The organism is uncultured Sphingomonas sp., from assembly GCF_946477935.1.
In the GTDB taxonomy this organism is placed as follows: Bacteria; Pseudomonadota; Alphaproteobacteria; order Sphingomonadales; family Sphingomonadaceae; genus Sphingomonas.
Window position 1 is genome coordinate 1 of the sequence record NZ_CAMLAC010000057.1, and the last position, 18,280, is coordinate 18,280.

General features: G+C 67.0%; 24 protein-coding genes. 10 read left to right on the forward strand and 14 right to left on the reverse strand.

The window, feature by feature from the left end; genetic code table 11:
- Nucleotides 1–52 precede the first annotated feature (52 nt).
- The 5 genes from Q0U08_RS08305 to Q0U08_RS08325 all read left to right on the forward strand — a co-directional run bounded on the left by Q0U08_RS08305 (nucleotide 53) and on the right by Q0U08_RS08325 (nucleotide 3,183).
- Nucleotides 53–361, forward strand: a complete 309-nt coding sequence (locus Q0U08_RS08305; protein WP_298090890.1) for a S4 domain-containing protein — start codon at nucleotides 53–55, stop codon at nucleotides 359–361.
- Nucleotides 362–413: 52 nt separating this feature from the next.
- Nucleotides 414–755 (forward strand): ferredoxin FdxA, encoded by a 342-nt coding sequence (gene fdxA / locus Q0U08_RS08310; RefSeq protein ID WP_298090891.1) that lies wholly within the window; start codon nucleotides 414–416, stop codon nucleotides 753–755.
- Nucleotides 756–1,038: 283 nt separating this feature from the next.
- Nucleotides 1,039–1,572 (forward strand): CarD family transcriptional regulator, encoded by a 534-nt coding sequence (locus tag Q0U08_RS08315; RefSeq protein ID WP_112383911.1) that lies wholly within the window; start codon nucleotides 1,039–1,041, stop codon nucleotides 1,570–1,572.
- 119 nt (nucleotides 1,573–1,691) lie between these two features.
- Nucleotides 1,692–2,426: a head GIN domain-containing protein gene (locus Q0U08_RS08320; RefSeq protein WP_298090893.1), complete on the forward strand. Its 735-nt coding sequence runs from the start codon at nucleotides 1,692–1,694 to the stop codon at nucleotides 2,424–2,426.
- Between the two features lie 49 nt (nucleotides 2,427–2,475).
- Entirely contained in the window at nucleotides 2,476–3,183 is a 708-nt protein-coding gene (locus Q0U08_RS08325; RefSeq protein ID WP_298090894.1) for a DUF2807 domain-containing protein, read from the forward strand.
- 10 nt (nucleotides 3,184–3,193) lie between these two features.
- Here Q0U08_RS08325 and Q0U08_RS08330 read toward each other — a convergent pair whose 3' ends face one another.
- The 11 genes from Q0U08_RS08330 to Q0U08_RS08380 all read right to left on the reverse strand — a co-directional run bounded on the left by Q0U08_RS08330 (nucleotide 3,194) and on the right by Q0U08_RS08380 (nucleotide 10,459).
- Nucleotides 3,194–3,682: an MmcB family DNA repair protein gene (locus Q0U08_RS08330; RefSeq protein ID WP_298090896.1), complete on the reverse strand. Its 489-nt coding sequence runs from the start codon at nucleotides 3,680–3,682 to the stop codon at nucleotides 3,194–3,196.
- 75 nt (nucleotides 3,683–3,757) lie between these two features.
- Nucleotides 3,758–4,375: a cell wall hydrolase gene (locus tag Q0U08_RS08335; RefSeq protein ID WP_298090898.1), complete on the reverse strand. Its 618-nt coding sequence runs from the start codon at nucleotides 4,373–4,375 to the stop codon at nucleotides 3,758–3,760.
- A gap of 189 nt (nucleotides 4,376–4,564) precedes the next feature.
- Nucleotides 4,565–4,891 carry a DUF1491 family protein gene (locus Q0U08_RS08340; protein ID WP_298090900.1) on the reverse strand — a complete coding sequence of 109 codons (327 nt, stop codon included), beginning with the start codon at nucleotides 4,889–4,891 and terminating at the stop codon, nucleotides 4,565–4,567.
- Entirely contained in the window at nucleotides 4,888–5,343 is a 456-nt protein-coding gene (locus tag Q0U08_RS08345; protein ID WP_298090901.1) for a PaaI family thioesterase, read from the reverse strand. Before Q0U08_RS08345 ends, Q0U08_RS08340 begins: the two co-directional genes overlap by 4 nt.
- Nucleotides 5,330–5,797, reverse strand: a complete 468-nt coding sequence (locus Q0U08_RS08350) for a PTS sugar transporter subunit IIA (protein WP_298090902.1) — start codon at nucleotides 5,795–5,797, stop codon at nucleotides 5,330–5,332. Before Q0U08_RS08350 ends, Q0U08_RS08345 begins: the two co-directional genes overlap by 14 nt.
- A gap of 67 nt (nucleotides 5,798–5,864) precedes the next feature.
- Nucleotides 5,865–6,446, reverse strand: a complete 582-nt coding sequence (gene raiA / locus Q0U08_RS08355) for a ribosome-associated translation inhibitor RaiA (RefSeq protein ID WP_112383917.1) — start codon at nucleotides 6,444–6,446, stop codon at nucleotides 5,865–5,867.
- Nucleotides 6,447–6,503: 57 nt separating this feature from the next.
- On the reverse strand, nucleotides 6,504–7,202 hold the full coding sequence (gene dnaQ, locus Q0U08_RS08360) for a DNA polymerase III subunit epsilon (protein WP_298090903.1): 699 nt from the start codon (nucleotides 7,200–7,202) through the stop codon (nucleotides 6,504–6,506).
- 7 nt (nucleotides 7,203–7,209) lie between these two features.
- Nucleotides 7,210–7,803 carry a dephospho-CoA kinase gene (coaE, locus tag Q0U08_RS08365; protein WP_298090904.1) on the reverse strand — a complete coding sequence of 198 codons (594 nt, stop codon included), beginning with the start codon at nucleotides 7,801–7,803 and terminating at the stop codon, nucleotides 7,210–7,212.
- Complete coding sequence (gene aroE, locus Q0U08_RS08370) at nucleotides 7,800–8,612, reverse strand: shikimate dehydrogenase (protein ID WP_298090906.1); 813 nt, start codon at nucleotides 8,610–8,612, stop codon at nucleotides 7,800–7,802. The genes coaE and aroE overlap by 4 nt, the downstream gene beginning before the upstream one ends.
- Before the next feature lie 432 nt (nucleotides 8,613–9,044).
- Nucleotides 9,045–9,632 (reverse strand): nucleoside triphosphate pyrophosphatase, encoded by a 588-nt coding sequence (locus Q0U08_RS08375; protein WP_298090907.1) that lies wholly within the window; start codon nucleotides 9,630–9,632, stop codon nucleotides 9,045–9,047.
- Nucleotides 9,629–10,459, reverse strand: a complete 831-nt coding sequence (locus Q0U08_RS08380) for a pyruvate, water dikinase regulatory protein (protein ID WP_298090908.1) — start codon at nucleotides 10,457–10,459, stop codon at nucleotides 9,629–9,631. Before Q0U08_RS08380 ends, Q0U08_RS08375 begins: the two co-directional genes overlap by 4 nt.
- Before the next feature lie 317 nt (nucleotides 10,460–10,776).
- On the opposite strand from Q0U08_RS08380, the gene hemE reads away from it, so the two are divergent.
- From hemE to rho, 3 genes are all read left to right on the forward strand, one after another.
- Nucleotides 10,777–11,823 (forward strand): uroporphyrinogen decarboxylase, encoded by a 1,047-nt coding sequence (hemE, locus tag Q0U08_RS08385; RefSeq protein WP_298090918.1) that lies wholly within the window; start codon nucleotides 10,777–10,779, stop codon nucleotides 11,821–11,823.
- Entirely contained in the window at nucleotides 11,820–12,281 is a 462-nt protein-coding gene (locus Q0U08_RS08390; protein WP_298090909.1) for a CopD family protein, read from the forward strand. Before hemE ends, Q0U08_RS08390 begins: the two co-directional genes overlap by 4 nt.
- 141 nt (nucleotides 12,282–12,422) lie before the next feature.
- Nucleotides 12,423–13,679 (forward strand): transcription termination factor Rho, encoded by a 1,257-nt coding sequence (gene rho / locus Q0U08_RS08395; RefSeq protein WP_112383925.1) that lies wholly within the window; start codon nucleotides 12,423–12,425, stop codon nucleotides 13,677–13,679.
- A 199-nt stretch (nucleotides 13,680–13,878) separates the two neighbouring features.
- Here the strand turns inward: rho and Q0U08_RS08400 are convergent, their stop codons facing one another.
- Nucleotides 13,879–14,367 (reverse strand): outer membrane protein assembly factor BamE, encoded by a 489-nt coding sequence (locus tag Q0U08_RS08400; protein ID WP_298090910.1) that lies wholly within the window; start codon nucleotides 14,365–14,367, stop codon nucleotides 13,879–13,881.
- A gap of 138 nt (nucleotides 14,368–14,505) precedes the next feature.
- On the opposite strand from Q0U08_RS08400, the gene Q0U08_RS08405 reads away from it, so the two are divergent.
- Both Q0U08_RS08405 and Q0U08_RS08410 read left to right on the forward strand, forming a co-directional pair.
- A complete protein-coding gene (locus tag Q0U08_RS08405) occupies nucleotides 14,506–15,012 on the forward strand; it encodes a ubiquinol-cytochrome C chaperone family protein (protein ID WP_298090913.1) in 507 nt (168 codons plus the stop codon).
- Nucleotides 15,009–15,527, forward strand: coding sequence for a DUF177 domain-containing protein (locus Q0U08_RS08410; protein WP_298090914.1), 519 nt, complete (start codon nucleotides 15,009–15,011; stop codon nucleotides 15,525–15,527). Before Q0U08_RS08405 ends, Q0U08_RS08410 begins: the two co-directional genes overlap by 4 nt.
- A gap of 2 nt (nucleotides 15,528–15,529) precedes the next feature.
- On the opposite strand, the gene Q0U08_RS08415 is transcribed toward Q0U08_RS08410, so the two are convergent.
- Both Q0U08_RS08415 and Q0U08_RS08420 read right to left on the reverse strand, forming a co-directional pair.
- The gene (locus Q0U08_RS08415; protein ID WP_298090915.1) at nucleotides 15,530–16,063 is read right to left on the reverse strand and encodes a histidine phosphatase family protein; all 534 of its coding nucleotides are present in this window, start codon (nucleotides 16,061–16,063) and stop codon (nucleotides 15,530–15,532) included.
- Nucleotides 16,064–16,084: 21 nt separating this feature from the next.
- A partial coding sequence (locus Q0U08_RS08420; protein WP_298090916.1) for an ATP-dependent DNA helicase occupies nucleotides 16,085–18,280 on the reverse strand: 2,196 nt, incomplete at its 5' end.

The following is an 18,280-nucleotide window of genomic DNA, read 5'->3' on the forward strand; positions in this document are numbered from 1 at the left end:
GCCCGTCCCGCCCCGGACAATGCCTTTGCCGCCTTGGCCGACTGGCGCCCGCATGGGTGACACCATGGCGACCGACACGATGCGGCTGGACCGATTCCTGTGGTGGGCACGTCTGGCCAAGACGCGCAGCGCCGCACAGGCGATTGCATGCGACGGCCATTTGCGGCTGGACGGGCGTGCGATCGACCGGGCGCATGCCTGTGTGCGCGTCGGCAACATATTGACCTACATAGCGCATGGACGCGTGCGGGTGATCCGTGTAGAGGCGCTACCCGCCCGGCGCGGCCCGGCGTCCGAGGCGCAAGGCTGTTACACCGATCTGGAGACTGCTAACGTTTCGCAGCAGGCGCGTGTCGATTGACGCGAGCCGGAACGCGACATAGCAGCACCGCGTTATCCCCTCAGGAGTTTCCATGACCTACGTCGTCACCGATGCCTGCATCCGCTGCAAGTATATGGACTGCGTCGAGGTGTGCCCCGTGGATTGTTTCTACGAGGGCGAGAACATGCTCGTCATCAATCCGTCCGAATGCATCGATTGCGGTGTGTGCGAACCGGAATGCCCGGCCGAGGCGATCCTGCCCGACACCGAAAGCAATCTGGAACAGTGGCTGGAGTTGAACACCACCTTCTCCGCGCAGTGGCCCAACGTCACGCGCAAGCTGGACCAGACGCCACCCGATGCCGACGAGATGAAGGGCGTGGAAAACAAGTACGAGCAGTTCTTCTCCGCCGAACCCGGCAAGGGCGATTGATCGAGATCAACATCCGCCGTTGAATCTTTCTATTGCGAAGCAGTTGCAGGACTAACATGGATGGTGTAGGGGAACCCCTGCGCCACTACCGCGTTCGGGTCAGCCAAACGGACAGTTTGGCTAGTAATTTTGTTGCCGGCATGTTAAAAGGGGCCATGTCGGGCGAACCTGTATGACCTCGCCCGCCTTCTAGTGTTCGACCCCTCCTTCCCGACGGCCCTTGCAGCGGTATTGTCCGCGAAATGGCGGTCGCGTGAAGGCCTTGATCCGGAAAGGCCCATCAATGGCTGCCAAGGCGCTCTCCTTCGATGTCGGTGATTATGTCGTGTACCCCAAGCATGGCGTGGGGCGCGTCATCGAGCTGCAAAAGCAGGAAATCGCGGGGCTTCAGCTCGAACTGTACGTGCTGCGTTTCGAAAAGGAGCGCATGACGCTCCGCGTGCCCACCAACAAGGCCGAATCGGTCGGTATGCGCAAGCTGTCGTCCGACAAGACGATGCGCGAGGCGATGGAAACGCTGAAGGGCAAGCCCAAGGTGAAGCGCACCATGTGGTCGCGCCGCGCGCAGGAATATGAGGCGAAGATCAATTCGGGCGACCTGGTGTCGATCGCCGAGGTGGTCCGCGACCTGTTCCGTGCCGACGACCAGCCCGAGCAGAGCTATTCCGAGCGCCAGATCTTCGAAGCGGCGACCAGCCGTCTGGCTCGCGAGCTGGCCGCGATGGAAGAGGTGGACGAGCCACGCGCCCAGGAGAAGATCCTGGAAATCCTGCGTGCCGCCGCCGCGATCTATAACAAGGAAAAGCCTGCCGCCTGACGCGCCTTGCGCGTCTCTGTTGAGGCTCGGGTAGGGCGGCTCCGACAAGGGGCCGCCCTTTTCGTTTGGCGAGCGGCGAAACGCCGTGTATTGTTCATGCAATACACAGGAGGATCGCCATGCGTCGCTTCATTCCCCTTACCCTCGTGCTGCTCGCCATTCCCGCCATGGCCTGTTCCTTCGGGCGATCGGGCGACGATGGTGAAGCGAGTGCCGAAACCGGCAGCACCAGCCGCAGCTATCCAGTGACCGGCTTTACCGGTGTCGACGTGCAGGGGGCGGATTCGGTCGCGGTCCAGGTCGGCAGCGGCTTTTCGGTCCGTGCGGAAGGGCCGGCGAGCGAACTCGATACCATGCGTATCGAGCGCAGCGGCGATACGCTGCGTATCGGGCGGCAGAGGCGTGGTGGCAACTGGGTGTCGCGCGGGCGCGTAAAGGTGTTCGTGACGATGCCGCGGATCACCGATGCCGGGGTGTCGGGATCGGGATCGCTGACGATCGACCAGGTGTCGGGACCGCATTTCGGCGCCAGCGTGGCGGGTTCGGGATCGCTGGGCATCGGCGCCCTGCGGGTGGAGCATGCCGATTTCAGCATCGCCGGATCGGGCGGGCTGCGCGCGTCGGGGACCGCGGACATGTTGAACCTCAACATCGCCGGCTCGGGCAGCGTTGCCGCGTCGGCGCTGCGGGCGAAGTCGGCGAAAGTCTCGATCGCGGGATCGGGCAGCGCCACGGCACGGGTGGAAGGGCCGGCGACCGTGTCGATCATGGGATCGGGCGATGTCGATCTGGGTCCGGCGGCGCGCTGTACGACGCGGCGGATGGGATCCGGCCGGGCACGCTGCGGGGGCTGAGGCCCCTTCCCTCTTGCCCCGGATCGATCATGGGCCGAGGATTGCGGGCATGACCATGCGCCGTGCCGTGATCGCTGCCCTCCTTCTCTGCGTGCCCGGTATGGCGATCGCGGCCGATCGCCAGATTCCGCTCGGCAGTTTCGACCGCATTCGTGTCGAGGGGCCGTACAAGGTGCAGGTCCTGGCCGGACGCTCGCCGCGTGCGACGGTTTCGGGCGCGGCGGATGCGTTGGACGGCGTGGAGATTCGCGTCGACGGGCGCAGTCTGGTGGTACGCAAGGCGCGCGATACGCTGGGCGCCGGATGGGGTCCGCGCCGGGCGACGCCGGTGGCGGTTACCGTGTCGACGCTGACGGTGAATGCGGTCAGCGCTCTGGCGGGCAGCGTGGTGACGGTGAGCGCGGTCAAGGGCGACCGGGTGGACCTGTCGGTGGGCGGCGCGGGGTCGATCGCGGTGGAAAGCGCGCAGGCGACGCAACTGACCGCGACGGTGATCGGTCCGGGCGCGATCAGCGTCGGTGGACGGGCGGACCGGGTGCGGCTGACCAGCAGCGGCACGGGCACGATCGATGCCGAGGCACTGGAGGCCGGCGACCTGATCGCGCGGCTGGACGGTGCAGGCGAGATACAGGCGCGGGCGCGCTATACCGCGACGATCGCGAATATGGGGCTGGGACAGGTGACGGTCGCCGGGCGGCCGAAATGCCGGGTGGATGCGCCCGGCGGGGGGACGGTGACCTGCGGGGCTGCGCGGTAGCCCTGCGACCTCAGGCGGCCGCGTCGGGATCGATCAGCGCGGTCAGGCGGCGCGCGGCGCGGCGGGCATAGGCGAGCGTGCAGCGTTTGCGGATGTGCGCCGCCAGCGGATGGGTATGCGCCTCCCGCACGATCGCGGCGTCGTAACGGTCGGCGACGATGATGCCGGTGCGTTCGGGCAGAAAGGCGGGGCCGTCGAGCGGGGACAGGTCGAACCCGGCCGGCATCGCCCAGAAGAAGCGGTCGCAATGGTCGAGATAGTCCGGCCATTTGCCGTCGCCGAGCAGATCGGCGCGCGAAACCTTGATCTCGACGATGACGATCCGCCCCTTGGCATCGATCGCCATCAGATCGGCGCGGCGACCGCCCTCCAGCGGCACTTCACCGATGGTGGTGAGATCATGGCGGAGCAGCATCCGCGTGACGCCGCGCGCGACATCGGCGGCGCAGACCGGCGAATGCGGATCATCGACACAACTGGCGGGCGGCACGTCCAACATGCCGCCCGCCATAGAACATTCGCGGAACATGGCAAATCCCCGGCGCGCATTCCCCCGGAATGGCCGGAAAACCGATCAGCGATAGAAGATGTGGTTGCCGATGGAGGCGATGCGCGTCAGGCGCGCAGCCGGACGGCGATCAGGCGTATTGAAATACAGCGCCTTGCCGACTTCGCTGTCCCAGGCCTCCGCCAGCGCGACCTTGGCGACGGCGACGGCGGTGCGATAGGCGGTGCGGCTTTCGTTGATGTCGGGGATCTCCCCGCCGCGCACGAAGCCGAACTGGCCACGCTGCTTGATGACATCGCACAGCTCGGAGGGGAACTGGCCCGAGCGAGCGCGGTTGAGGACGACCTGCGCCACAGCGAGCTGGCCCGACAGCGGTTCACCCTTGGATTCAAAGTAGATGGCACCGGCGAGGCAGCGAAGCGCCTCATCATCGTCATTCGCGTTCTGGGCGGCGACGGCTTCAGCCAGCGTGTCGTAATCGTCCGTCTCGGCATCCGAAAGATCGGGGGTCGCGGCCTGCACCGCCGTGGCGGTCTGCGGAACCGGAACCAAATCCGAGACGTTGATGGAAAAGGAAGCGGGAGTGAGCATCCCGATGCCGGTCGCCGCGATCCCATTGGCATGGGTCGGTCGGGCCTGACCGGGTGTGCTGGTGCCGAGCAGACCGGCGACAGCAAGAGACATGGTCGCGAACGCCGCGACCCGCTTGAATACAGTCATTCACCAAAACGGACATGCGGTTGGATCACGGACCCGAGCGGCCAAGGCGCTCGTCCGGGCTTCCCCCCGACTGCGTAACCGATCCGGATCGCACCCGAATGCAGCACAACGCGTGTTTGCGATGACGCCTCGTGGCCGGAACGGCCCGTTTCGTCAACCTTGGCCGAGCGTTTCAGCGATGAATCGTTCCGGCTCCGGGACGTTCAGTTCGACGATCCAAAGGTCCGGATCCTGCGCGCGGCGCCGTTCGCGATAGTTTGTGATATCGTTTGCAGGGGTTACGTCGACCAGCGTCGCGCGGCCGTCGAAATCAAGCCGGCGCTCCAGAATACGCTCGGTGCCATCGCGATCGACGACGATCACCAGCAATCCGCCGGCGTCCCGATCGCCGCGGGCCAGCACCATCCCCATGTCGCCGCGATCATTGGCCCGTCGGAGCAGCGCATCGACCAGCAGGCGGGTGGGCAGCCGGGCGGTCATGCCGTGCGATAGCCCGGCAATCCGGCCAATGCGATCTGCGAGCGCATGAAGGTGCCGGTGCCGCGCGCGACCTCCTCGCCGCCTGCATCGACCAGCCGGGCGTCGGCGACAAAGACGCGGCGTTGTCCGCTGATCCAGCGCCCCTCCGCCGTGACCGGACCGGCCTTGAGCGGGCGGGTGAGCAGCAGGTTGAACTGCGTGGTCAGCAGGAAACGATCGGTGACCAGGCTGTTGGCGGCGTAGAACGCGGCATCGTCCAGCATCTTGAAGTAGCTGGTGCCGTGTGCGGCGCCGGCCGCATGGTAATGCCGCTCATCCACCATGAAGCGGATACGGGCAATGCCGGGGCCAGGCACCTCCAGCGTCGATTCGAACAGCCGGTTGATCGGGGCGTGGGCGTACAGCGACTCGAGCGCGCGGAAATGCGCCGCTTCGCCCTCAGGCGGCGTCACGCGCCTCGTCCTGCGTCAGAAGCGCCCACAGTGCATCGGGCGAGCCGGCGCCGCGCAGCTTGGCCAAAAACGCACGGTCGCGCATCCGGCGGGACACGCGAGCCAGCGCCTTCAGATGATCAGACCCCGCCCCGACGGGCGAGAACAGCGCAAAGATCAGGTCGACGGGAACGTCGTCCACCGCCTGAAATTCAATGGGTTGCGCCAGCCGTGCGAACACCGCGACGATCTGTGGCAGCCCCTCCAGCTTGCCGTGCGGGATGGCGACACCGCCGCCGAACCCTGTCGATCCCAGCTTCTCACGCTCCGCCAGCTTCTCGGCGACGACGCGCGGATCGAGCCCGGTCTGGAGCGCGGCGACGGATGCCAGTTGCTGGAAAAGACTCTTCTTGTTGGCGGTCACGACGCCGGTCAGAACGGCATCATGGCGCAGCATGTCGCTGAAATCGGTCATGGTCACTTCTCGGGTGCGCGCCCCCGCGCGAGACGCGCCATAGCGACCGGCGGGGGCTTGCGATAGATCAAGCCGCGCGGCTTGGCTCCACCCATCCGATCGTGCCGTCGCCGCGACGATAGACCATGTTATAGGCGCCGGTGCCCGAATTCTTGAACAAAAGCGCCGCGGTATCACGCAAATCGAGCATCATGACCGCGTCCGACACCGACGCATCGGGAATGTCGACCCGGGTTTCTGCCACGATCAGGGGTGCATCGCCCGCTTCCTGATCGTCGTCGATCGTCTCGGCGAACAGGGTATAGCCGGCGTCGTAGCCGATCGATTCGGCGATCTCGATCGCCTCGCTGGCGTTGCGGTCCTTCAGGCGGCGGGCATAGCGGCGAAGCTGCTTCTCGATGCGGGTGGCCGCGCCATCAAAGGCGAGATGGGCATCCTGCGCGTCATGGCGCCCTTTCAGCACCAGCCCGCGGGTGACGTGCATCACGATGTCGCATTTGAACCCGTTGTGCGGCCCCTTGCCGAAGGTGACTTCGGACGAGATGGTGCGGGCGAAATGCTTCTCGGCGATACCCTGAAGACGGTCGGTGACATGGGTCCCAAGGGCGTCGCCCGTTTCGACCTGATGACCAGAAATCCGGATATCCATCGTCTTCTCCAATAAGTAAGTCGGACGGTCCTTTTGGCCTGTCCCTTCAGTTCGGCGTCATCCGGACGCCCCGGCCCCCCAGATCGGATCAGTGATCTTCGCAAGAAACGCCGCGTGGGCGGCAAGTTCTCCCTCCGGCACGGTAAAAACCCGCGGCGGGCGCACCTTTGCCGCAACCCGCACCGCGGCGGGCGCAGCGGCAGCAGCCTCCACCGCCTCGACGCCGAGGCCCAGCCCGATCTGACGGCCGCCCATCAGCTCGACATAGACCTGGGCGAGCAACTGCGCGTCGAGCAGCGCGCCGTGCAGCACGCGGTGCGAGCGATCGATGCCGAAACGCGAGCAGAGTGCGTCCAGCGTGTGCTTGGCACCGGGATGCCGCTGGCGCGCGATGGCGAGCGTATCCACCATGCGCGTGCGCATGCACACCGGCGGGAAGCCGCACGCCTGCAGCTCGCCATTGATGAAGCCGAAGTCGAAGGTGGCGTTGTGCGCGATCAGCGGCGCATCGCCGATGAAGTCGAGCAGATCCGCCACCCCGGCGGCGAACACCGGCTTGTCGCGCAGAAAGGCGTCCGACAGGCCGTGGATCGCCTGCGCCTCGGGCGGCATGGGACGTTCGGGATTGAAATAGGCGTGAAAGGTGCGGCCGGTTTCGACCCGGTTGACCATTTCGACGCAACCGATCTCGACCAGCCGGTCTCCTTCGGAAAATTTGAAGCCGGTAGTCTCGGTATCGAACACGATCTCGCGCATGAACGGACTATCGGCCTTCGCAGCTGCGTACGCAAGCGATCACCCGCTGCACCGCGGCGCGGGTTTCGGCGAGCGACACATCGGTCGCGACGACATGATCGGCGCGGGTACGCTTTTCGGCATCGGGCATCTGGCGGGCCAGGATCGCGTCCAGCTTGGCCGGGGTCATGCCGGGACGGGCCAGCACGCGGGCGCGCTGGACATCGGGGGCAGCGGAGACGACCACGACCGCATCGACCGCGCGGTCACCGCCGGTCTCGAACAATAACGGCACGTCGAGCAGGACGATCGGCGCATCGGCATGGGCGGCCAGAAAGGCGGCACGTTCCTCGGCAACGGCCGGGTGGACGATCGCCTCCAGCCGGCGGATCGCATGGCGGTCGCCCAGCACCGCGGCGGACAGAGCGGGGCGGTTCACGCCCCCTGCCCCGGTCGTACCGGGAAACGCCGCCTCGATCGCGGCGACGACGCGCCCGCCGGGGCCTTGCAGACGGTGGACGGCGGCATCGGCATCGAACACCGGCACGCCTTCATCGGCGAACATCGCCGCCACGGTCGACTTGCCCATGCCGATCGAGCCGGTCAGGCCCAACCGGATCATGCGATCAGCCGGTCGCGCAGTTCGTCGTCCCGGTCGCGCGGTGGCGCGGCGCCGAAGAACAGCTCGAACGCGACCGCGGCCTGGCCGACCAGCATCTCCAGCCCGTCGACCGTATCGAGATTGCGGGCACGCGCCGCGGCGAGCAGGTCGGTTTCCAGCGGGGCGTAGACGATGTCGTACACCAGCGCATCGTCGGGCAGCGCCGTCAGGTCGAGCGACAGCGGCGGCTGTCCGGTCATGCCCAGGCTGGTCGCGTTGACCACCAGGGCAGAGGGCGGCGCGGCGGGTTGCAGCGGCAGCGCCTGCCCCTTCAAGCCGAAGGAGGAGAGCAGCGCCGCGCCCTTCAACACGTTGCGGTTCATCAGCGTGACGGGGCCGACATCCATTCGGGCCAGCGCGAACAGGATCGCCCGCGCCGCGCCCCCTGCCCCGATCACCGTCACCGGCTTGCCCGCCAAATCGAGGTCGGCGATCGGTGTATAGAAGCCGGCAGCGTCGGTGTTGGTGCCGGTCAGCGCGCCATCCTCGGCCCGGACGATCGTGTTGACCGCGCCGATCGACCCACGCACGTCGCCCGGGTCCTCGACCAGATCGAGCGCGGCGACCTTGTGCGGCACGGTGACGTTGCAGCCGCGCCAGGCGGGGTCGCTGCGCCGGCTTTCGATGAAGGTGGGCAGATCCTCCGGCGTGACGCGGGTCGCGCGGTAATCGGCATCGATCCCCAGCGCGTCGAGCCAGAAGCGGTGGATCAGCGGCGATTTGGAATGGGCGATCGGGTCGCCGATCACTTCGGCATAGGGCTTGGTCATGCGCCTCTCTTACGATCCTTCGGTGCCGGGAAGAAGATCGGGTTCGCGAAGAGGCGCAAAGGACGCAGAGATGGAAGGAGAGAACCCGCCGCGGAGCGGGATCAAAGAAGTGAAAGCCCACGACCCATCCCGCTGCGAAACATCCTCCGCGCCTCCGCGCCTCCGCGCCTCCGCGTGAAATCTTCTTCTTCGCGTCTTCGCGGCTTCGCGTGAATCAAGGCGACGCACAGTCACACCGAAACGGCAGTTGATTCACGCGAAGACGCGAAGACGCGAAGAGAAAAAGAAGATTGATTCACGCGGAGGCGCGGAGGCGCGGAGATTTGTGCGGCGCAGGGACAGGGGCGATCACGAATGTCTTCGCCTTGGGCTTGTGTGATGCTGCCGCTTTGCGGTCAAGTCTTGTTCTCTGCGCCTCCGCGCGCACAAGATTCAGGCCGGCAGCACGCCCCGCGTGCGCAGATAGCCGATCACGGCAAGCAGCGGCAGGCCGAGGATGGTGAAATGGCCCCCCTCGATGCGCGAGAAGAGCTGCACGCCCGGCCCCTCGATCCGGTAGCAGCCGACGCAGCCGCCGATCGCGGGCCATTCCTGATCCAGATATGCATCGATGAAGGCGGGCGAGAGCGGGCGGACATGCATGCGGGCGCGCTCGACATGGCGCCAGACGGGCGCGCCGTGTTCGGCGATGACCGCGGCGCTCCACAGTTCGTGCACCTGCCCCGACATGCGCGAAAGATGCTCGGCCGCTTCCTCGCGGCTGGTCGGCTTGTCGAGCAGGGTGCCGTCATGGAGCGCGACCACCGAATCCGAACCAAGCGTGAGGACGGGGCCGGCACGTTGCGAGACCTTGACCGCCTTCAATTCGGCAAGGGCATCGGCCAGATCGCGCGGCGACAGGCCGGCGAGCGCCGCCTTGGCCGCATCCTCATCGACGCGCGCGGGGAGCGCCTCGAACGCGATGCCGGCGGCCTCCAGCATCGCCCGGCGCGAGGCGCTTTGCGAGGCGAGGATGATCATGCCGGCTCCTCCAGCGTCGCGCGACGCTGATTGACGAGCGAGATGATCGCCGCAGCAGTTTCCTCGATCGAGCGGCGGGTGACGTCGATCACTGGCCAGCCATTGTCGGCGAACATCCGGCGGGCAAAGGCGATCTCGCGATTCACCGCATCCTGCTCGACATAGTCGGTGTCGGGCGCCTGGTTCAGCGACAACAGGCGGTTGCGGCGGATCGCGATCAGCCGGTCGGCGCTGGTCGTCAGGCCGACGACGAGGGGATGGCGCAGGCTGAACAGCGCAGGCGGCGGCGGGCTTTCGACCACGACGGGAATGTTCGCCGTCTTGTAGCCGCGATTGGCGAGATAGATGGAGGTGGGCGTCTTGGACGAGCGGCTGACCCCGGCCAGCACGATATCGGCCTCCTCCCATTCCTCCCAGGCGATGCCGTCGTCATGCGCGATGGTGAACTGGATCGCATCAACGCGGGCGAAATAGGCGGCGTCGAGAACGTGCTGGCGGCCAGGGCGCATCTTGGCCTGTACGCCCAGCAGGCCCGACAGCGCCGCGTTGACCGGATCGAGCGGCGCGACTGCGGGCAGCCCCAGCGCATGGCAGCGGCTTTCCAGGATGCGGCGGGTAGACGGGTTGACCAGTGTATAGATCACCAGCCCCGGATTCTGCGCGATCTCCTGCAGGATGCGCTCCAGATGCGTCTCGGTGCGCACCATCGGCCAGAAATGGCGCACGGTTTCGACGTCGTCATATTGGGCCAGTGCCGCCTTGGCGATGTTCTCCAGCGTCTCGCCGGTGGAATCGGACAGCAGGTGCAGATGGAGTCGCGTGCTCATGCCGACGTGGGAGACTCTGTGGATAACATGGGCGCAAGCGCTAGCGCACTGGGGATTAACCGCCAAGCCGGCGCGTGGCTGGGGATAAGAGTCGATTCATCCACACCGCTTTCCACAGTGAACGATTCTATCCACAGCCTGTGAGTCATGGGAATCCTGAATCCGAATCCCGCGGATTCCTGCGGACGGAACGAGTCAAGCTGTTGGCATTTTGGGGAGGGACGCATAATCCCGGATTCTCACGCGCCAACTACCTCAACATCCCTTTTCAGAATCTTCTTTATAGAAGGAAGGAGGTCGCCCTGACCCTCGCCCCGATCGGCACCGAAGTTCACGGAAAGGCTGTCAAGCCCTTGCTTTCCGTATTGAAAGGTAAAGTGGCCGCCGTCCCGCCCATGTGGCTGATGCGGCAGGCGGGCCGGTATCTGCCCGAGTATCGCGCGTTGCGGGCCGACAAGGGCGGCTTCCTGGCGCTCGCCACCGATCCCGACGCCGCCGCCGAAGTGACGATGCAGCCGATCCGCCGCTTCGGCTTCGATGGTGCGATCCTGTTTTCCGACATATTGATGGTGCCATGGGCGCTGGGGCAGGATCTGACCTTTGGCCCCGGCGAGGGACCGCGGCTGGCGCCGGCGCTGGTCGATGCCGCGTTGGACACGCTGGTGGCGGTTCCTGAGCGGCTGGACCCGGTCTATGCCACCGTCGCCCGCGTGGCGGCACAGTTGCCGCCAGAGACGACCTTTCTGGGCTTTGCAGGCTCTCCCTGGACGGTGGCCACCTATATGGTCGCGGGGCGGGGGTCGAAGGATCAGGGGGAGACGCGCGCCTTCGCTTACGGGGATGCCGGGGCGTTTCAGGCGATCATCGATGCGATCGTAAACCTGACGGTCGAGTATCTGGCGGGGCAGATCGAGCACGGCGTGGAGGCGGTACAACTGTTCGATAGCTGGGCCGGATCGCTGAGCCCGGCGCAGTTCGAACGCTGGGTGATCGCGCCCAATGCGGCGATCGTCGATGCCTTGCGCGCACGCTGCCCCGGCGTGCCGATCATCGGCTTCCCCAAGGGGGCCGGGGCCAAGCTGCCCGCCTATGCCCGCGAAACCGGCGTCGATGCGGTCGGGCTGGACGAAACGGTCGATCCCGCCTGGGCGCATGATGCGCTGCCCACGGGCATGCCAGTGCAGGGCAATCTGGACCCGCTGGCGCTGATCGCGGGCGGCCGGGAACTGGACGATGCCGTCGACCGTATCCTGCACGCGCTGTCGGGGCGGCCGCATGTCTTCAATCTCGGCCACGGCATTCTGCCGCACACGCCGATCGCGCATGTCGAACATCTTATCCACCGTATCCGGAGCTCCACATGACCGGCCTGCTCGGCGCCGCCCATGACTGGGTGAAAGCGGCGCACCTGATCTTCGTGATCTTCTGGATGGCGGGGCTGTTCATGCTGCCGCGCTACCTCGTCTATCACCAGGAGGCGCTGGCCGCGGGCCGTTTGGAGGAAGCCGCGCTGTGGACCGAGCGCGAGGGCAAGATCCGCTCGATCATCCTGACGCCGGCGATGATCGTCGTCTGGGTGCTGGGGCTGGTGCTCGCCGCCAATCTGGGAATGTTTTCCGGCGCGCCGGGGCTGGGCTGGCTGCATCTGAAGCTGCTCTTCGTGGTGCTCCTGAGCGGTTACCATGGCTGGATGGTCGGCTATGCGAAGAAGCTGGCGGCTGGCAGGCCGACGCTGCAGGGGCGGCAGTTGCGGATGCTGAACGAGGTGCCGGCGCTGGCGGTGACGCTGATCGTCGTGCTGGTGATCGTGAAGCCCTTCTGATGCGCGCTTGACTTGGGGACGCGCCAAACCTAACTCCGTCTCCAAGCCTTGCGGCGTCCTGCCGCGATGGCTCTGCCTTATTCCGCTTCGTTTCGCTGCGATCCTCGCCGACCGACGCCCTCCGACCATCCGGACGACCCCATGCATCTCAAAGACCTGAAGAAGAAGACTCCTGCCGACCTCGTGCAACTGGCCGAGGAACTGGGCGTCGAGAGCGCATCGACGCTGCGCAAGCAGGACCTTCTGTTCGCCATCCTGAAGGAGCAGGCGGAGAAGGGCGACCAGATCATGGGGCTGGGCACGATCGAGGTGCTGCCCGACGGCTTCGGCTTCCTGCGCAGCCCCGAGGCGAATTATCTGGCGGGGCCGGACGACATCTATGTCTCGCCCAATCAGGTCCGCAAGCACGGCCTGCGCACCGGTGACACGGTGGAAGGCGAGATCCGCGCACCCAAGGATGGCGAGCGGTATTTCGCGCTGGTGAAGCTGACCTCGGTCAATTTCGACGATCCGGAGGCGGTGCGCCACCGCGTCAACTTCGACAATCTGACCCCGCTCTACCCTGAGCAGAAGCTGATCCTCGACCCCGCTGACCCGACGCAGAAGGACAAGTCGGCGCGCGTCATCGACATCGTCAGCCCGCAGGGCAAGGGCCAGCGTACGCTGATCGTGGCACCGCCGCGCGTCGGCAAGACGGTGATGCTCCAGAACATCGCACGCGCGATCTCGGACAATCACCCGGAAGTGTTCCTGATCGTGCTGCTGATCGACGAGCGGCCCGAGGAAGTCACCGACATGCAGCGCAGCGTGAAGGGCGAGGTCGTGTCCTCCACCTTTGACGAGCCGGCGCAGCGCCACGTGCAGGTCGCCGAGATGGTGATCGAAAAGGCCAAGCGTCTGGTCGAGCACAAGAAGGACGTGGTGATCCTCCTCGACTCGATCACGCGTCTGGGTCGCGCCTACAACACCGTCGTGCCTTCGTCGGGCAAGGTGCTGACCGGCGGTGTCGACGCGAACGCGTTGCAGCGGCCGAAGCGCTTCTTCGGTGCGGCGCGCAACATCGAGGAGGGCGGCTCGCTCTCGATCATCGCCACTGCGCTGATCGACACCGGCAGCCGCATGGACGAGGTGATCTTCGAGGAATTCAAGGGCACCGGCAATTCCGAGATCGTGCTGGACCGCAAGGTGGCGGACAAGCGCATCTTCCCGGCGCTGGACGTGGGCAAGTCGGGTACCCGCAAGGAGGAGCTGCTGGTCCAGAAGGACAAGCTGTCCAAGATGTGGGTGCTGCGCCGCATCCTGATGCAGATGGGTACCATCGACGCGATGGAGTTCCTGCTCGACAAGATGAAGAATTCCAAGACCAACGAGGACTTCTTCGACTCGATGAATCAGTAAGCGACGCGCTACAACCGAATCGTCAGCGGGAATGGGTTCGCGGGGGCAATCCCTCGCGAACCCATTCGCGTTTTGGCGCGTTAGCCGCAGCGATCCCATCCCCTTTCGGGATCAGTGCCGTTACCAAGCGCGGCACGGCCGCGCCCCCGCGTAGTTGGGGGCGCGGCCAAACCGTGTCGGCGATACCAATATAAGGTGGTTAGGGGCGCCCGCGGCCGCCACCGGTGCCCGGTGCGCCGGCCCCTGCGCCGGGTGCACCGACCGAACCGATATTGCCGAACAGATCCTGGAAGAAGCCGCGCTTGCGGCCCAGCGTCGGCGTCGTCTTGCCGTCCGGAGTGATCGAGGCGACCTGTTCGATCCCGCCACGGCGGATCGCGGTGACGTTGCCCGCCTGGTCGAAGCTGATCTGCAACGTGATCTGCGCCTGCGCCTTGGGCTTGGTGAAGCCGAGATTGCGGCTGTCGCGCGCGACATAATACCAGTCGCCGCCTTCGAACTGGCTGGTGATCGTTGGCTGGCCCAGTGTCTGGAGCACCGACTGGCGATTGTCGACACCCGGCTGGACCGAGTTGACCAGATCGGTGTCGACCACATAACCCTGATGCGAGCGCAGCGGCGTGCAGGCCGTACCTGCCAGAGCCAGCACGAGGCCCAGGGCGACCAGCCGGGGGGAAGAAACGCGCATCATCATCTCCGGGCCGGAAAACGCGGCCGTTGAGCCCTTGGAAACAGCCCGGCCGATTGCATCGGCCGTCGATCGATCCGATAGGCGAGGATGGGGGCGGGCACAAGCATCGTCCATGGTAGCGCACAGGGGGCGAGGATGGGTGTGATGCAGCGGCTGTTCGGGCAGAAGCCGCAGCCGGCTCTTGCGCTGTACAATGCGGTGGTGGCGCGCGGGCGCGAGCCGCACTGGTATCTGGACGGCGCGGTGCCCGACAAAGTGGACGGGCGGTTCGACATGATCGCGGCGGTACTGGCGATGGTGCTGCTGCGGCTGGAGACCGAGGCGGCGGGCGCGACCCTGTCCGCGCAGGTGACCGAGCGGTTCGTGGACGACATGGACGGCCAGTTGCGCGAGATCGGCATCGGCGACATCGTCGTGGGCAAGCATATCGGGCGGATGATGGCGATGCTGGGCGGCCGGCTGGGTGCGTATCGCGACGGCGTCGCGGCGGGCGACCTGGGGCCGGCGCTGATACGCAACCTGTATCGCGGCGCGGCACCGGACCCGCTGGCGGTGGCGCATGTCAGCACCCATCTGATGGACTTGCGCGAGAAACTGGCCGGCGTATCGGTCGCGCGCCTGACCAATGGAGACCTGCCTTGACCCCCGAATGGAGCCGCCCCGAACGCCTGGACGCGATCGGCGAGCGCGAAAAGCCCGTGCATATCGAAGCGGATGCGGCCGAACGCGCCGGTCTGGCCCGGCGTTTCGGACTGAAGGCGGTGGACAGGTTGTCGGCGGATCTGGTGGTGCGGCGTGATGCGGCGGGCGTGGTGGTGACGGGGCGGGTGCAGGGCGATGTCGTGCAGGCGTGCGGCGTGACCGATGAGCCGGTGCCTGCGGTGGTGGACGAAGCGGTGGAGTTGCGGTTCGTCGAGGCGCTGGACGGCGAGGAAGAGGTGGAACTGTCCGTCGAGGCGATGGACGTGGTGGTGATCGAGGGGAGCGCGATCGATCTGGGGGAGGCGGCGGCGGAGACGATGGCGCTGGCGCTGGACCCGTTTCCCCGCAGCCCGAACGCCGCGCAGGCGCTGCGCGAAGCCGGTGTGATCAGCGAGGACGAGGTTCAGCCGATGAACGCGTTCGCCGGGCTGAAGGACAAGCTGGCGGGGCGCTGATCCTACGGCGTGTCCGGGCCGAGGCTGGGATCGAGATCGCGCGGACGGACGAAGCGGGTCAGCACGGCACCGCCCGGTGCAGCCTGCGACCAGTGGGTGATGTCAAAGGTCAGCTCGGCGACGCTGGCGGTGGGATATTTCTCCGTCACCGCGTCGCGCAAGCTGCCGGCCTGCGCGAGTTTTAGGACGAGATCCTCCAGGCCCGGATTATGCCCGACGAGCAACACGCGCGCCGCGGCATCGGGTAGCCGGACGATGCCGTCGAGCAGCGTCGCGGCGGAGGCGAGATACATGCGCTGGTCCCAGACGGGATCGAACCGGCGGCCATAGCCATCCCCCACCTCGTCCAGCGTCTCCATGACGCGCACCGCGGGCGAGGCATAGACGCGGTCGAAATCGAGCGCGGATTGCCGCAGGTGCCGGCCGATCATCGCCGCGGCACGGCGCCCCTTGGTGTTCAGCGGCCGATCGAAATCACGCGCAACGGGATCATCCCAGCCGGATTTGGCGTGGCGGAGCAGCGTCAGCGTCTTCATCGGGCGCGTTGTCTCCGTGGTTCAGGCAGGTTCGTGCGCTCCATGCCCGATCGGCGCGTCGGAGGAAAGCCGCGCGGTGACGTGGGCGACCGCTTCGTCGAGGGTGACGCGGCGAATGGCGACGCCGGGCGGAAAGGCATCGAGCAGGCGCGAGGGCATCGCGGCGGACAGCAGCACAAAGGCACCGCGATCATCGGCGCGGCGGATCAGCCGCCCGAACGCCTGCGCCAGCCGCGCACGCACGATGCGATCGTCATAGACGCTGCCGCCGCCGGCCAGCTTGCGCGCGGCGTGCAGCACGGTGGGCTTTGGCCAGGGCACGCCCTCCATCACCACGAGGCGCAGCGACTCGCCGGGCACGTCGACACCGTCGCGCAGCGCATCGGTACCGAGCAGCGAGGCGGCCGGATCGTCGCGAAAGATATCCACCAGCGTGCCCGTATCGATCGGATCGACATGCTGGGCGTGGAGCGCAAGGCCCTCACGCGCCAAGCGGTCGGCGATGCGACCATGCACGCCGCGCAGGCGCCGGATCGCGGTGAACAGCCCCAGCGTGCCGCCGCGCGCCGCCATGATGAGCCGGGCATAGGCGTTGGCGAGCGCGGGGATATCGCCGCGCTTCACATCGGTGACGATCAGCACTTCGGACCGATCGGGATAGTCGAACGGGCTGGAGGCGGCGAAATGCGACGGCCCACGGGCAAGATGCGGGGCACCGGTGCGCGCCTCCGCCACCGCCCAGTCGCCGCCGCCGGTCAGGGTCGCGGAGGTGACGAGCGCGCCATGCGCAGGCTTCAGCACGATTTCGGCAAAGGGCCGGGTGGGATCGAGCCAGTGGCGATGCAAGCCGATATCATATTCGCGCCCCTCCACCCGGTCGACGGCGAGCCAGTCGACAAAGTCCGGGTCCGCCGGGCCACCGACGCGGGCAAGCAGCGACAGCCACGCCGCCACCGTTTCCGCTCGCCAGGCGAGTGAGGCGATCGCGCCCTCGACGCGGGCGCGGGCCGGGCCGTCCAGCCAGTCGGGCGCCTCGGTCAACACCGCCTCCAACCGGCGGCCCAGCGCGACCAGCGGGCGGAGCAGCGCGTCGAGCGCATGTGCGGCAGGAGCAGCGGCCTCGATCAACTCGGGGCTGGGTTCGGCCAGTTCGGTTTCCAGGCCATAGCCCGCGTCACCGGGTTGCTCTGCGCGGGCGAAGGTGAGGCCGCGCACCGCGCCAAGCAGCGTCTCGATCGGGCCAAAGGGCTGTCCCTCGGCCACGCGACCGAGCCAGCCTTCGGAGGCGAGTCCTTGCGCAGCAGTGACCGCATCGGCGATGGCGCGGTTGCCGCCCTCGTCATAGCTGGCGACGTCGGACAGGCGGGCGGCAAGGCCGCGGCGGCGACCCCGGCTGCCCGCCTCCGGCCCCAGCACCCAGCGGCGAAGCTCGATCGTCTCGGCACCGGTCAATGCGGTCGCGAACATCGAGTCGGCGGCATCGAACAGGTGATGCCCCTCGTCGAAGACGTAGCGGGTGGGGCGGGTGGCGAGTTCGCGGCCGCGCGCGGCGTTGACCATGACCAGCGCATGGTTGGCGATGACGATATCGGCCTGGGCGGAGGCGCGGGCGGCATGTTCGATGAAGCATTTGCGGTAATGCGGACAGCCGGCATAGACGCATTCCCCGCGCCGGTCGGTCAGCGCGGCGGGGCCGTTGCGACGGAACAGCGTCGGCAACCAGCCGGGCAGATCACCGCCCACCATGTCGCCGTCCGCGCTATATGCCGCCCAGCGCGCGACGAGCTGCGCCAGGATGGCGGCGCGACCGGCGAAACCGCCCTGCAGCGCATCCTCCAGATTGAGCAGGCACAGGTAATTCTCCCGGCCCTTGCGCGTCACCACCCGTTCGCGGCGGATCGCGGCGTCGGGGAACAGGCGCTGCGTTTCGGTACTCAACTGGCGTTGCAGCGCCTTGGTGAAGGTGGAGATCCACACCGGGCCGCCAGCGCGTTCCGCCCACAGGCTGGCCGGCGCCAGATAGCCAAGCGTCTTGCCGATGCCGGTGCCGGCCTCTGCCAGCACCATGTTCGGCGCCTCGCGCACCACCCGCGGGGCGAAGGCGGCGCTGGCCGCGGCGGCATAGGCGCGCTGGCCAGGGCGTTCCTCCGCACCATGGCCGGTGAGCGTCGCCAGTCGCGCTTCCGCCTCCAGCGGTTCCATGGGAACGGTGCGGGG